This is a genomic window from Stenotrophomonas maltophilia group sp. Smal17, from assembly GCF_030237045.1.
Lineage (GTDB): Bacteria > Pseudomonadota > Gammaproteobacteria > Xanthomonadales > Xanthomonadaceae > Stenotrophomonas > Stenotrophomonas forensis.
Genome location: NZ_JASJSU010000043.1, coordinates 1 through 14328, shown reverse-complemented (window position 1 = coordinate 14328; position 14328 = coordinate 1). Strand labels below are relative to the sequence as shown.

Annotated in this window: 9 protein-coding genes and 1 pseudogene; 8 read left to right on the top strand and 2 right to left on the bottom strand. The window is 65.0% G+C overall.

Going from position 1 to position 14328, the window contains the following annotated elements:
- The first annotated feature begins 15 nt into the window (after positions 1–15).
- The 4 genes and pseudogenes from QRO93_RS12770 to QRO93_RS12760 all read left to right on the top strand — a co-directional run bounded on the left by QRO93_RS12770 (position 16) and on the right by QRO93_RS12760 (position 8868).
- Positions 16–4602: an HNH/ENDO VII family nuclease gene (locus tag QRO93_RS12770; RefSeq protein WP_180878106.1), complete on the top strand. Its 4587-nt coding sequence runs from the start codon at positions 16–18 to the stop codon at positions 4600–4602.
- Between the two features lie 9 nt (positions 4603–4611).
- Positions 4612–5058 (top strand): SMI1/KNR4 family protein, encoded by a 447-nt coding sequence (locus tag QRO93_RS12765; RefSeq protein WP_180878105.1) that lies wholly within the window; start codon positions 4612–4614, stop codon positions 5056–5058.
- A gap of 79 nt (positions 5059–5137) precedes the next feature.
- Positions 5138–5270, top strand: a pseudogene (locus QRO93_RS21620) (helix-turn-helix domain-containing protein); the annotation flags it as partial.
- A gap of 679 nt (positions 5271–5949) precedes the next feature.
- On the top strand, positions 5950–8868 hold the full coding sequence (locus tag QRO93_RS12760) for a VIT domain-containing protein (RefSeq protein WP_180878104.1): 2919 nt from the start codon (positions 5950–5952) through the stop codon (positions 8866–8868).
- A 40-nt stretch (positions 8869–8908) separates the two neighbouring features.
- On the opposite strand, the gene QRO93_RS12755 is transcribed toward QRO93_RS12760, so the two are convergent.
- Positions 8909–10114: an acyltransferase family protein gene (locus QRO93_RS12755; RefSeq protein WP_180878103.1), complete on the bottom strand. Its 1206-nt coding sequence runs from the start codon at positions 10112–10114 to the stop codon at positions 8909–8911.
- Between the two features lie 175 nt (positions 10115–10289).
- Here QRO93_RS12755 and QRO93_RS12750 point away from each other — a divergent pair, with 175 nt between their 5' ends.
- Positions 10290–11150 carry a LytTR family DNA-binding domain-containing protein gene (locus QRO93_RS12750; RefSeq protein ID WP_180878102.1) on the top strand — a complete coding sequence of 287 codons (861 nt, stop codon included), beginning with the start codon at positions 10290–10292 and terminating at the stop codon, positions 11148–11150.
- Positions 11151–11183: 33 nt separating this feature from the next.
- Here QRO93_RS12750 and QRO93_RS12745 read toward each other — a convergent pair whose 3' ends face one another.
- Positions 11184–11924, bottom strand: coding sequence for a M48 family metallopeptidase (locus QRO93_RS12745; RefSeq protein ID WP_080374907.1), 741 nt, complete (start codon positions 11922–11924; stop codon positions 11184–11186).
- On the opposite strand from QRO93_RS12745, the gene QRO93_RS12740 reads away from it, so the two are divergent.
- The 3 genes from QRO93_RS12740 to QRO93_RS12730 all read left to right on the top strand — a co-directional run bounded on the left by QRO93_RS12740 (position 11914) and on the right by QRO93_RS12730 (position 14169).
- A complete protein-coding gene (locus QRO93_RS12740; protein ID WP_053510374.1) occupies positions 11914–12186 on the top strand; it encodes a hypothetical protein in 273 nt (90 codons plus the stop codon). The two genes, QRO93_RS12745 and QRO93_RS12740, sit on opposite strands and share 11 nt — an antisense overlap.
- Positions 12109–13234 (top strand): peptide chain release factor 2 gene (gene prfB, locus QRO93_RS12735; protein ID WP_012510936.1). Its coding sequence is split into 2 segments (ribosomal slippage): positions 12109–12183 and positions 12185–13234, totalling 1125 coding nucleotides; the frame shifts between segments, so codons are not numbered across the junction. Before QRO93_RS12740 ends, prfB begins: the two co-directional genes overlap by 78 nt.
- Positions 13235–13386: 152 nt before the next feature.
- On the top strand, positions 13387–14169 hold the full coding sequence (locus QRO93_RS12730) for a helix-turn-helix transcriptional regulator (RefSeq protein ID WP_133934565.1): 783 nt from the start codon (positions 13387–13389) through the stop codon (positions 14167–14169).
- The last annotated feature ends 159 nt before the right edge of the window (positions 14170–14328 follow it).

The following is a 14328-nucleotide window of genomic DNA, read 5'->3' as shown; positions in this document are numbered from 1 at the left end:
ACAGGGAGTGTTGTCGTGAGCATCGCCGCCAAGCATTTCGATCCGCAGCTGGGCATCGACATCCACATGTACGCGGTGCCACCGTGCCCGCTGCCGACGCCGCACATCGGCCTGGTGCTGGATCCGTTCGATTACATCCCGTTCATCGGCTCGACCATCAAGGTCAATGGCGTGCATCGCGGCACTGCCGGCACCGGCGGCCTGGACATCCACATTCCGCTGGGGGTGTGGGGCCCGCCGCTGGCGGCGCCGATGGGGCCGCAGTTCGACGGCGAAGAAATCTTCATGGGCAGCCGTACCGTGTCTGCCGACGGCGAACCGTTCTCGCGGCTGGCGATGCCGGTGCTGGACTGCAACCTGGCCGGGATGATCAATCCGTTCCGGGTGAAGAAGCCGAAGAAGCCGCTGCGCGCGATGTCGCTGCCGACCGGCTTGAACGTGGCCATTCCCACCAGCGTCACCGTCGGCGGTCCGCCGACGGTGTCATGGACCGCGCTGGCGTTCCGCGCCGCATTCGCCGGGCTGGGCAAGTTGCGCAAGAGTGCTTTCTTCCGCAAGAAGATGGATGCGTTCGCCAACTGGCGGCGCGGCAAGTGGGGCCATCTGCCCTCCAGCTTCCTGAAATGCAAGGTGCTGCGTGCCGAGCCGGTGGATATCCGCGATGGCAGCGTGGTGGTCAACCACCAGGACTTCGACATTCCGGGGCGGCTTTCCTTTGCCTGGCAGCGCAGCTACGGCTCGCGCCGCGCGGGCGAACGCGGCCTGTGCGGCGCGGGCTGGCAGACGCCGGCCGACATCCGCCTGGAACTGCTGGACGACGGCAGCGTGTGGTTGTCCGGCCCGGACCAGGCTGCGTTCTTCCCTGAGTTGCCGCCCGCTGAAGGCGAGGCCGGGGCCATCCTCGATTTCGTTGATGGCGCGCGCCTGCTGCGTCGGCGCGGGCAGTGGCTGGTGCGCTTCAAGAGCGGCCTGAAGTACGTGTTTGGCGGCGAACTGCCGGCAGGCGTGAGCGCACTGCCGAATCCACAATCCTGGCCGATCGAGCGCATCGAGGACGCGCACGGCAACCACTGGCGGTTCGAGCGTCGCGATGGCCACCTGGTGCGCATCGTCGAAAGCGGTATCGGCGACCTGCAGGGCCGTTTCATCGAAGTGGAGGCGCGCCACGGTCACATCGATCGCATGGCGCTGCATGACCCGGCCACCGGCCTGGTGCATCCGCTGGTGAGCTATCGCTACAGCGCCGACGGCGATCTGCTGGCGGCGGTGGACGCGCTTGGAGCGCCGCGCACCTTCGCCTACGAACAGCACCGCTTGGTGCGGCACACCGACCGCGTTGGCCTGTCATTCCATTACGCGTTCGACGTGCAGGGCAGGGTGGTGCATTCGTGGGGCGACGGTGGCCTGTACGACTACCACTTCGAGTACGACGCGCTGCTGCGCGAGACCCGGGTGACCGACTCGCTCGGCCATCTGAGCGTGGTCAAGTTCGACGAGAACCAGCTGCCGCTGTGCGAGATCGATCCGCTCGATGGCGTGACGCTGTTCGAGTACGACGATTTCGGGCGGACCGTGGCGGTGACCGACCCGGAAGGGCTGCGCACGGCGTTTGCCTATGATGCGCATGGCAACCTGGTCTGCCTGACCCGCGCCGATGGCACGTCGATCCAGATGGAGTATGACCCGGACGACCATATGGTGTCGCTGCGCACGCCGGATGGCGTCGACTGGCAGCAGGCATACGATGGCCAAGGCCTGCTGGTCAGCCAGACCGATCCATTGGGTGCAACCACCCGCTTCGAGTACGACCCTCAAGGCCAGTTGCAGTCGCAGGCCAACGCGCGCGATGCGGTCACACGCCTGCGCTATGACCGTCATGGGCTGGTGGCTGCCGTCATTGATGCGCTCGGCCATGAGAGCCGCTTCGAGCACGATCCGCTCGGTAACCTGCTGCGCCAGGTGGATCCGTTGGGGCAGGCCAGTCGCTACGAGTACGACGCCAAGGGGCGGCTGTTGGCCACTGTTGGTCCGGACGGCAGCGGTGTGCGCTGCGAATACGATGCCGAAGACCAACTGCTGCGCTATACCGATGAAGCAGGCGCGCAGACGCGGCTGCAGTACGTGGGCATCGGCCAGATCGGCAAGCGCGTGCAGGCCGATGGCCACAGCGTGGAGTACCGCTACGACACCGAAGAGCAGCTGGTTGCGGTCATCAACCAGCGCGGCGAAACCTACCAGCTGGTGCGCGATGCGCTGGGCCGCATCGTCGAGGAAGTGGACTACTGGGGGCAATCACGGCGTTACAGCTACGATGCTGCCGGGCGACTGACGGCGACCCTGGATCCGCTGGGCCAGCGCATCGCCTTTACCACCGACAAGCTTGGGCGCATCACCCGCAAGACGCTGCCGGATGTGCGCCATCCTGGTCAGCAGGTACAGGAACACTTCGTCTACGACGTGCAGGGACAGATTGTCGAGCTGCGCAATGCGGCGCGTACGGTGAAGCGCCGGTACGACCCGCTGGGGCAATTGCTGGAGGAACTGCAGGACGGGTTCCGGGTGGGCTACGCCTATGATGAAGTGGGCAACCGCGTGCTGCGCGAGACCGCTGCCGGCAATCGGGTGGCGTTCGGCTACGACCTGCGCGACCAGACCGTATTGGTGGCCATCAACGACGAATCGCCGATCTCGATTGAGCGCGACGCGCTGGGCCGCACCACGCGCGAGCAGCTGAGCCCGCACTTACAGCGCGAGTTCACCTACGACAGCCGTAACCTGCTGACCTCGCAGTCGGTACTGAAGGACGCTGCGCCGCTGTTCGAGACTCGCTACGACTATGACCGCAGTGGCAACCTGACCTGCCGCAGCGACAGCACGCAAGGCGTGGACGAGTACCGCTACGACGCTATCGGGCGCCTGCTGCAGCACATCGACCCGAAGGGCAAGGTCGAGCGCTACTTCAACGATCCCGCCGGTGATCGGCTGCGCACCGAAGTGAAACAGGTCCAGGCGCGCAAGGTAGTGGGCGGCGACGATGACGACCTGGCCACCTGGACGCGCGAAGGCATCTATCAGGGCGTGCACTACGTGTTCGACCGGGCGGGTGATCTTGTGCACAAGGGCGCACCGCAAGGAGATGCGCCTGATGACCTGACGTTGATCTGGGATGCCAACCATCGGTTGGCGGAGAGCCGCCGCAACGGGCAATCAACGTACTACGGCTATGACCCGCTGGGACGGCGGGTTTTCAAGCGTAACCCGACGCAGACAACGTGGTTCTTCTGGGATGGCGATGCGTTGCTGGGTGAGGTGCAGCAGGCCAACGACGCCGAAGAGGCGGCGCCGGTGTGGGTCGGTAATGTGGCCAGCCTGGTGGAGATGAGGCGGCGGCAGCGGCGGTTGGAAAAGCTGCATGAGCGGGTGCGGGAGTATGTCTACTACCCCGGGACGTTTGTGCCGTTGGCCTGGGTCAGACCTCTCGATCTAGAGAGGATATCTGCTCCAATTTCGGAGGTATCAGGAGCCCCCGATCCTGTGCACGAGGCCGCATCGTTTGTCGCCCCTGTTGATCCGCCAGGTGCAATCGGGTGTGAGGTAGAGCAAAGGACAACGTCTCGCTCGTTTGGTGGTGGACTTGGCCAGTTGGGTGCGTCTTCCTTGGGACTCAGGGGATCTGCGTGTACCGACAAGCTTGAATCGACTACTGCTCCGGCATCCGCGCAGCTCACTCGTTCGGCAGAGAGCAGGAAAAGCCCCAGTTTGACCTTCCCGACCAGAAAAGCACCGGCTAGCTCCGCGTCGCTGGCGGATCAGTCCGCATGCAGTACTGCTCGGGCGGGCCTATTTGGGGTGGATCCGAATGGTGCGGTAGTTAGAGCGCTGGATGCGTCAGGAGTACATGAGTGGGCGGTCAGATACGGGTCATGGGGGGCTGATGAGAACAGCACCCAGGGCGGGATGGAGTTCTTCATACGTCTGCAAGGGCAGTATCGGGACATTGAGACAGGTCTCTATTACAATAGAAATCGATACTTTGATCCGTTGGTCGGAAGCTTCATATCTCCGGATCCGCTCGGTCTCGATGCAGGAGAGTGCATATACGAATATTCTCTAAACGCAATTGCGTACTGCGACCCGTTGGGTCTGAAGTACCGGAAGACTACGGCGAGTGATGGTAGAACCGTTTATCAGAATGATGATGCATTCAATCCTCATAGAAAGGTGTCGTGGGAAGATGCAGAGACGGGTGAGTTCAGGCGGGGTACGAATCTTGACCGAATGTCGGAGGGCTTGGCGCCGATCGGAAAAGATGGGCGGCCAGTTCAGTTGCACCATCTGACCATGACCGAGGCGCCCGGGATGAATGGGCGGAGAGGTTCCTTGGCTGAGGTGAAGGCATCCATCCATTCGAAGTACACATCGATTCTCCATATTCCTTTCCCGAGGAATCCAAACAACAAGAGGCAGACCCTGCCTCGATATCCGAGTTTTAGAAGAAATAACGATGGAAGCGCGTCCCTGCTGGCAAGTCAATTCGACAGCTTCAGGGAGTCATATTGGAAGGCGAGAGCGCAATCAATACTTGCTGGCTGCCGACAATGAGGTGTGTTCATGTTTGATAATCTGGAGGCGCTGGTGGCGCAGCACCCGCGAGTCAAGGTATTTCCTGGGCGCCAGGTTGAACCTGGCCTTATCCGCGAGGCCGAAGCTGAGCTGGGGATTCCATTGCCTGATTCGTACAAGGAGTGGTTGCTCAAGTATGGGAATCTGAGGGTCGGCGCTTATCCTGTTCTGACCCTTGCGCCTCGGGATGTGCGTGACATTTCCGATAGTGATCTGATCTACAATTTCAGGTTGGATTCCCGTGATGGCGAGCTGTCGGTCGGGTATATCTCAATTCATCTGCCGGATACGGATGAATCATTCTATTTCGATACCAGCAAGGGGCTGGTTGGCGGAGAGTATCCCGTTGTCAGGCGGGATTGGTCTGACGGATCGTATGAGCCGTTTGCCGACAGTTTTGTGGGTTTTCTAGAGGAGATTGTCCGGCAGGCTTGATGTGACCTGATTAGCACGAACTTTCAGCACGGATTAGGCTAAACATCCAAGCGCAATACCCCCATGTCCTGATGTTGCCATGTCAACGACAAGAACCTATCACCACCTCAGTGCAGAAAAACGTGCTGTGATCATGATCAAGCGCCAGTATGCGCAGCATCGTCCGATGTCTTGGGCGCTCGCCGGCGACCATCAGCCGTGAGTTACGCCGCCTGTAGATATCGGCCTACGACGCGACTACGGCTGGTCACAGGTATCGGCGCCGACGTGAACGATGCTGGCGCAGGCGTCTGCTGGCAGAGGGCACTGCGCTGCATCGGCACGTTCATGATCACTTGGTGCTCCTGCGCTGGTCGCAACTCGTTCGTCACTCAGGGTAAAGAGGCTCTTGCCTTCTAGTTCCTGGCCTTGCTCTGCCTGATATGGAGTGGCTGTAGCGCTGTGGTCATACGCCCCAGGGTGACGTGGTAGCTCCGTCGACTACCTCTCGCGTTGCGCAATTCGGTGCTGATATTGAAGCGCCGCTATGAGCGTGTATTCATTCACATCATGTGTGGTGTCTTCGTTGGTCTCTATGGTGGACTTGGAAGTGCGTTCCCTGAGACGCACACGAGACTAGGCATCTTCGGTGAGTCGATTGCTGAGGAGGCGTTGCTTGTGGTGCCTTTGGCCGCACCAAGGAAGCGACGTGAAGACTGGGCAGGTGGGATCGCAGAGTTGAGGCGTTTGGGTATTGTCTCGGGTTAGGCGAGTTTCCGCTCATGCTTAGCGCTCCTCCCATTGGATTGTAAAGAGTCATGGGTGAGTGCCTGTTTCGACGGCATCTCCCCATCCAACCCCATTTGCCCCAGCCACGCGTTGAACCGTCCAACCTCCCGCTGGAGCAGTCCGATGCCCCTCGTCCGCCGCGTGATTCCATCCGTAATAGCCCTGCTGCTCTGCGCTGTCGCCGGTGTTGCCCAGGCGCAGTCCACCAAGGCCGTCCGGCCCGTCCGGTCGGCGCCGCTACTGCAGGTTGCCGGCGCCGAGCAGCCCATCGCGCTGCGCCAGGCCCGCATCGAGGGCGACATCCAGGCCGGCATCGCCCAGACCCGCATCACCCTAGAATTCCATAACCCGAACCGGCGCGTGCTGGAAGGGGAGTTGCAGTTCCCGTTGGCCGAGGGCCAGCAGATCACCGGGTTTGCCCTGGATATCGGTGGCGAACTGCGCGAGGCGGTGCCCGTGCCCAAGGACCGCGGCCGCCAGGTCTTCGAGGAGATCGCCCGCCGTGGCGTCGACCCCGGCCTGCTGGAGCAGACGGCGGGCAACCAGTTCCGCCTGCGCATCTACCCGTTGCCGGCCGGTGGCAGTCGCCGCGTGCAGCTGGTACTGCGCGAGCCGCTGGCCTTCTCGGGCCAGGGCTGGCGGTGGACGCTGCCGCTGCAGTTCGCCGCCGGTGCTGCCTCCGTTGCAGTGAAGGTGCAGGCGCCAGGGGCGATGGCCGCAGGTACCGCACCGTTCCGGATCACGGCGGGCCAGCTGCAATGGCAGGGCCGCGGCGCGCAGCTGCCGGCACAGCTGCAATGGACGCTGCCGGCCGAACGCAAGCCGCAGGTGCAGGTGGCGCCGTGGCAGGACGGCCACTATCTGCTGGCGCAGCTGCCGGTGCCGGTCAGCGGTACTCCCCGCACGCCGTCGAGCGAAGTCGGCCTGCTGTGGGACGGTTCGGGTTCCTCCGGCCAGCGCGACCGCGCGCGTGAGTTCGCGCTGCTGGATCGCTACTTCGCCGCGATGGGCAATGGCACGGTCGCGCTGACCGTGCTGCGCGACCGTGCCGAGCCGGTGCGCCGCTTCCGTATCCGCGCAGGCAACTGGAGCGAGCTGCGCGCGGCTTTGCAGGCGGTGCGCCCGGACGGTGCCAGTGCGCTGGCCCAGTGGCAACCGCAGCCGAGCGTGAAGGAGTACCTGCTGATCAGCGACGGCCTGCTGACCTACGGGCCGGAACAGCTGCCGGCGATGGCGCCGAAGCAGCGCCTGTTCGCGATCAGCAGTGCCGGCGCACGTACCGATGCAGTGCGCTTGCGTGGCTGGAGCGAAGCGCATGGCGGCCGCTTCGTCGCCCTGGAAGCCGACGTCGATGCTGCCGCGCGCGCACTGCTGTCCCCGCCGCTGGATGTACAGGTCGACGCGGGGCGTGGTGTGCAGGACGTGGTGATTGATCGTCGCAGCGAAGCCGAAGGCTGGCTGTGGCTGCATGCCCGGCTGGCGGCTGACGGTGTGCCGATGCGGGTCCGTGTCGGTGCCGGTGATTGGCAGGCATTGCCAGCAACACAGAAAAGCGATGATGGTGAATTGCTTGCGGGGCTGTGGGCACAGGCACGCCTGCAACAGCTGGCCGCCGATCGTCGTGGCAATCGCGAGGAAATGCAGCGCCTGTCGCAGCAGTTCGGGCTGGTCGGGCCGGATGCCTCGCTGATCGTGCTGGAGACGCTGGAGGACTACCTGCGCTATGCGATCCGTCCGTCCGGAAAGCTGCGCGCCGAGTATGACGCCCGCTTCGCGCGGCAGGTGAGCGACCGTGCCGCTGCCGATCGCGAGCGTCTGAACGAGGTTGCTGAACGTTGGAAGGAGCGCCAGCAATGGTGGAGCCGCAGCTGGCCGAAGGATGCGCCGCCGCAGTTGAAGGGCAGGGCACTGGAAGTGGCGTCCGCGGATTACGCGATGGAATCGGCGCCGGTGGCGATGTTGGCTGCGCCTGCACCGGCGGCCCCGCCTGCACCGATGGCGGCCGCGGCCGAGCAGCGCAGAGAGGCAGGCAGCGCGCGCGCGCGTCGCTCCGTGTCCGCGGCGAACCAGGCGCTCGACGCGGTGGTGGTCACCGGTTCGGCCATCGATCAAGCGGGGCCCGCCAACGAGGGCGAGCTCGGCATCCAGCTGGCCGCATGGCAGCCGGATTCAGCCATTGCCCGCCGCCTGCGCCAGGGGCCGTCCTCGCAGCTGTACAACCGCTACCTGGCCGAGCGCGATGCGCATGCCGACAGCAGCGCGTTCTTCCTCGATGTGGCCGATCTGCTGTTGGAGCAGGGCCAGCGCGAGCTGGCGCTGCGCGTGCTGTCGAACCTGGCCGAGATGGACCTGGACAACCGCCACCTGCTGCGTGTGCTCGGCTATCGGTTGATGCAGGCCGACGCCCCGGCACTGGCGGTGCCGGTGTTCGAACAGGTGCTGGCGATGGGCCAGGAAGAACCGCAGAGTTTCCGTGACCTCGGCCTGGCGCTGGCCGCCGCCGGCAAGCCGCAGCAGGCGCTGGCGCCGCTGTACCAGGTGGTGGTGCGGCCGTGGGACAACCGCTTCGATGGTATTGCGCTGATCGCGCTGGATGAATTGACCAACCTGGTATCACGCAGCCGCCCGGTGCTGGACACCACGGGCATCGACCCGCGCCTGCTGCAGGCGATGCCGCTGGACCTGCGCGTGGTGCTGGCCTGGGATGCCGACAACAGCGACATGGACCTGTGGGTGACCGACCCGAACGGTGAGCGTGCCTACTACGGCAACCGCCTGACCTATCAGGGCGGACAGATGTCGCAGGACTTCACCGGCGGCTATGGCCCGGAGCAGTTCTCGCTGCGCAACGCCAGGCCCGGCAGGTACAAGGTGGAGGCGAACTACTTCGGCAGCCGCCAGCAGCTGGTGACCGGTGCGACCACCCTGATGCTGCGCCTGACCACCCACTGGGGCACGCCGAAGCAGAAGGACCAGATGGTCACGATGCGGCTGAAGGACCGCGCCGAGACCGTGCTGGTGGGTGAGTTCACGGTGGAATGAGTCACCCAGGGTCGATGCGGAGCCGAGCAGGGGCTCGGCTCTATGAGGCCGCCGTCGCGGCGTGTACGGTCGGCAATGATCGTGGCTCGGCACGCAGCCCGAACAGCGGCCGCAGCCAGCGCACGCGGCGGATCAGCAGCTCGTGGATCAGCAGGCAGCCACCGACGGTACCGCCGAGCAGCAGCGCCGGCTCGGTCCACGCGCCAAGCTGCAGCGGCTTGAGCCAGAACAACAGCGCGATGATCAGGCTCTGGTGCAGCATGTACCAGGGATAGATCGCCTCGGTGCAGTACGGCAGCCAACGGAACGGGCGGTCGAGGAAGACCTTGCCCCAGCCGAGGATGGCCAGCAGCGCGGTCCAGACGTACAGCGACTGGCTGGTCCGGACCTGCAGGTCCCAGAAAGGAGCGGGCCACTGCCGCAGCGGCGAGTCGGCCGGCAGCACCTGGCCGAGGATGCGCAGGCCCATGTACCAGCCGACTGCGGCAAGCGCCAGCCACAGCATGGTGCGGCGCAGGGCGACCACTCGATCCCAGAACACGGGCTCGCGGCCAAACAGGTAGCCGGCGAGGAACACCGTCGCGTACTTCGCGTGCTGGTACCAGTCGCCGAGCAGGGCATTGGTGGACGGGTAGATCGGCTCCAGCCAGACCACCCAGGCCAGCAGCAGCACGAACGGAATGCCGATCAGCAGCGTGGGCGATGCGGCAACACGGGCCACGGTCCTGCGCACCCCAGGCCTGCCCAGCACCGGCATCAGCAGGGCCAGCGCCAGCGTGTAGTTCCACAGGTAGGCCAGGTACCACAGGTGGTTCCAGGTGATGCCGTACTGCCAGCCGGCAAAACTGCCTTCCGGCCACGGCTGCACCTGCCAGTAGCGCAGCAGGAAGGCGCCGAAGCCCGGTGCGACATGGCCGTTGGCCACCCCTTCGCAGTAGGGTTGGATCGGCACGATGATGAACATGCCGAACAGCAGCGGCAGCAGCAGCCGCCACGTGCGCAGGCCTGCAAAGCGCAGCACCCTGCCTTCCGGCCGCATCAACGCGATGGCGATGCCCGAGATCAGGAACAGCAGCGACATCCGCCAGCGGTTGACGAACACCATCGGCCACTGCAGCCATTCGGCGGTATGTACGCTCTTGAGGTGGAAGCCCCAGTCGTCCACGTAGGCCATGCCGGTGTGGTAGAGGATCAACAGGGCGAAGGCGAACACCCGCAGGGCGTCGATGTCGTGGCGTCGGTTCATGGGCAGGCCGGGCAGGGAGGTCAGGCCACGGTGAGCGCCGCCACGCGCCGTGACCATGGCGCTGGGCCCGCCGGTACCGCCCAGGTGACCAATGGCGGGCGGCGGGGGACCAGTGGAGCCGCTACCCTCGGCCCCTTGAGGCACGCTGGAGCACCGCAACGAGATGGATGCAGCAATGGCACAGGGGCGCCCGCCGCGCTGGCGTACGTCAACCCGCATTCTGGTATGGACCGCGATCCTGTCAGTTTCAGCGGTGAGCAATGCGCTGGTGGAGGTGATGGACGCAGGGCGCCGGGGCGCGGATCTGGGCCTGTGGGAGCCACTGATCTGGGAGTTCAGCAGCCTGAGCCTGATCCTGGCGACCCTGCCGCTGCTGTGGTGGGGGTGCGAGCGCTGGCCCCTGCATGCCGATACCTGGCGCCGGCGGTTGCCGCTGTACCTGCTGGCCAGCGTGGGCTGGTCGCTGATTCACGTGGTGGGAATGATGCTGGTCCGGCACCTGGCCTACGCGGCAGTGGGCTATCGCTACCAGGACGATGCCGGCTGGCTGGAGCGCTTTGCCTACGAATACCTGAAGGATGTGCGTACGTTTGCGCTGTTCGTGGCGCTGGAGCACCTGGCCAGCTGGCTTGGGCGGCGGCGCCAGGGCGAGGCGAGCCTGCTGGCCGAGCCTGACGTTGGCGTCCCGGTGGAGCCGGTCGAGCGCCCGCAGCACTTCCTGGTGCGCAAGCTGGGCAAGGAGTTCCTGGTCGCCACCGAAGACGTGGAATATGCCCAGGCGGCAGGCAACTACGTGAACCTCCACGTGCGTGGCCATGATTACCCGCTGCGGATCACCATGGCCGTGCTGGAGCAGCGGCTGGACCCGGGCGTGTTTCTACGCCCGCATCGCAGCTGGATGATCAATCGCGGCCAGTTGCGCTCGATCGAGCCACTGGAGGGCGGCGAGGCGCTGCTCCACATGGCCGATGGCGTCAAGGTGCCGTGCAGTAGACGACAGCTGCCCCAACTCCGGCTCGCCCTGGCGGGCGGGTGAGCGGGCGGGCCATGCGGCCCGCCCGCAGACAACTTACTTCTTGTCCTTCTTGATCATCGCGTCGATGCGCGCAGCGCGGGCTTCCGAGCCCGGGTGCGAGGACATCAGGCCGCCTTCGCTGGACAGCTTGCGGAACATGCTGGCCAGGGCCGCCGGGTCGTAGCTGTGGCGTTTCATGAACTGGTAGCCGTACTCGTCCGCCGCGCTCTCTTCCTTCTGCGAGAACTGCGCGTTGACGAAGCCTTCGGCCAGTTCGCCCAGCTGGCCTTGGCTGAGCTGGGTCAGGTTGCCATTGCCCGAGGCGGCCAGGCCCTCGCGGCCAGCCGAGGCGAGCAGGGCCGTGCGCATCTTGGTCTTGCTGTGCCCCAGCTTCACGTGGCCGATTTCGTGGCCGATCACGCCACGCACTTCGTCGTCGCTGGCCATGTCCATCAGGCCGGTATAGACGCGCACGCAGCCGTTGGCCATCGCCCAGGCGTTGACGTCGGCGGTGCGGTAGACCTTGAAGTTCAGGTTCAGGCCGTCCTCGTTGGCCAGGCCCTGGGTGATCTTGGCCAGGCGCTGGGCATAGGGATCATTGCCGGCAACCACCTGGTTGTCCTTGTCCATGTAGGTGCAGGCCTGGTCGGCGGCGGCCGAGACCTCGGCGTCGGACAGGGTCAGCGCCTTGCCGGCCTTCATGCCGGTGCTGGTCAGGCCCTTGAGGTCGATGGCCGAGGCATTGGCGGCCAGCAGGCAGGCGGCCAGGCAGAGGGTGGAACGCATGATCGTCATTGAATTGATGCTCCTTGGATGGGAATGGACCGCGCGTCCCCCTGTTCCCGCGGCGGTCGGGAAGTCTACCGGCATCGTGCAGGCCCGTGTCCAGGCGCGCGACCGCCGGGTTCGGGCCGCCTCGCCGCGGGCCGGGTGGCTGCGGTATCATTCGCAGTCATCTTTTGAATGCATGACCGCCGACATGATCGAACTGAATCCTGTCCGCCAGCGCATCACCGATCTGACCGATCGCGTGCTGTCGCTTCGGGGGTATCTTTGACTACGACGCCAAGAAAGAGCGTCTTGAAGAAGTAACGCGGGAGCTGGAAAGCCCCGACGTCTGGAACAACGCCGAGTACGCCCAGAACCTGGGCCGCGAGCGTTCCAGCCTGGAAAAGACCGTGGGCGGCATCGCCTCGGTACTGGACGGCCTGGCCGACGCGACCGAACTGCTGGAGCTGGCCGAGTCCGAACAGGACGAGGACACCGCGCTGGCCGTGGTCGCCGACCTGGACAAGCACCAGGCGCACGTCGAGAAGCTGGAATTCCAGCGCATGTTCTCCGGCGAGATGGACAATGCGGCGGCATTCGTCGACATCCAGGCTGGTGCCGGTGGTACCGAAGCCCAGGACTGGGCCGAGATCCTGCTGCGCATGTACCTGCGCTGGTGCGAATCGCGCGGCTGGAAGACCGAGCTGATGGAAGTCTCCGGCGGCGACGTTGCCGGTATCAAGTCGGCCACGCTGCGCGTGGAAGGCGACTATGCCTATGGCTGGCTGAAGACCGAGACCGGTGTGCACCGCCTGGTGCGCAAGTCGCCGTTCGACTCGGACAACCGCCGCCACACCAGCTTCACCTCGGTGTTCGTGTCGCCGGAAATCGATGACAACATCGACATCACCATCAATCCGGCCGACCTGCGTACCGATGTCTACCGTTCGTCCGGTGCCGGTGGCCAGCACGTCAACAAGACCGAGTCGGCGGTGCGTATCACCCACATCCCGACCAACATCGTCGTGGCCTGCCAGACCGGCCGCAGCCAGCACCAGAACCGCGACAACGCGATGAAGATGCTGGCCGCCAAGCTGTACGAGCTGGAAATCCAGAAGCGCAACGCCGAGAAGGACGCGGTGGAAGCCACCAAGTCCGACATCGGCTGGGGCAGCCAGATCCGCAACTACGTGCTTGACCAGAGCCGTATCAAGGACCTGCGTACCGGCATCGAGCGTTCGGACACGCAGAAGGTGCTCGACGGTGACCTGGACGAATTCGTCGAGGCCAGCCTGAAGGCCGGCCTGGCCGTGGGTTCCAAGCGCGTCGATGCCTGATCGACGCGCCTGCGCGGATATCATCGCCCTCGTGCGCAACGCCGAGGGTGGTTGAACCGGCTTTCTGTAGAGCCGAGCCGTGCTCGGCTGCTTTTCGCGAGCTAGCGGATGCGTCGAGCATGGCTCGACGCTACAAAGGGTAGGACGGGGCGATGATGCGCAGCGAAGCTGAACGCAAGGAACTTGGCGGCTTCCTCAAGGCCTGTCGCGCCCGTGTCGACCCCACCACGCTCGGCCTGCCGGCCGGGCGCCGGCGTACCCCGGGCCTGAAGCGCGAGGAAGTGGCGCTGGCGATCGGGGTCAGCGTCAGCTGGTACACCTGGATCGAGCAGGGCCGCGAAGTGCGCGCCTCGCCCGAGGTGCTGGAGCGCCTGGCGCAGGTGCTGCGCATGAGCGACGACGAGCGCGCCTATGCCTTTGCGCTGTCCGGTTACGGCGTGCCATTGGAATCGCCGGACGAGAGCGTGACCGACGGCCTGCGCCAGCTGGTGGAGGCGATGCAGCCGATCCCGGCCTACGTGCGCAACACCCGTTTCGACATCCTGGCCTGGAACCCGGCCATCGCCGAGCTTTTTGTCGACTACAGCCAGCTGGCGCCGCATGAGCGCAACACGCTGCGGCTGATGTTCCTGTACCCGCCGTACCGCACGCTGATCCTCAACTGGGAAGAAATGACCCGCGGCCTGCTGGCAGGCTTCCGTGCGGCGATGGCGCAGGCGCCGGACAAGGCGCCGTTCCTGGCGCTGGTCGAGGATATCGCGGCGCACAGTGAAGAGTTTCGCCAGTGGTGGCCGGAGCACGACGTGCGCCGGTTCGACGAGGGTGCGAAGAAGCTGAACCATCCCACGCGCGGGTTGCTGGACCTGCAGTACGTGGCGCTGGTGCCGGAGAGCCGGCACGACCTTTCGCTGGTGACCTACCTGCCGCGGAAGTAGGGGTGTTCGGCAGGGCTTGCAGCCCTGCACCTGCAGAGGCCGAAGCAACTGCAACAGCAACAGCAACAGCAGGCTATCCGTGGGGTGGCGGGGCGGTGTCGGAGTGCGGGGTGTCAGCCGCATGGATGCGGCTGCCAAGCCTACACGGACGTACTTGCG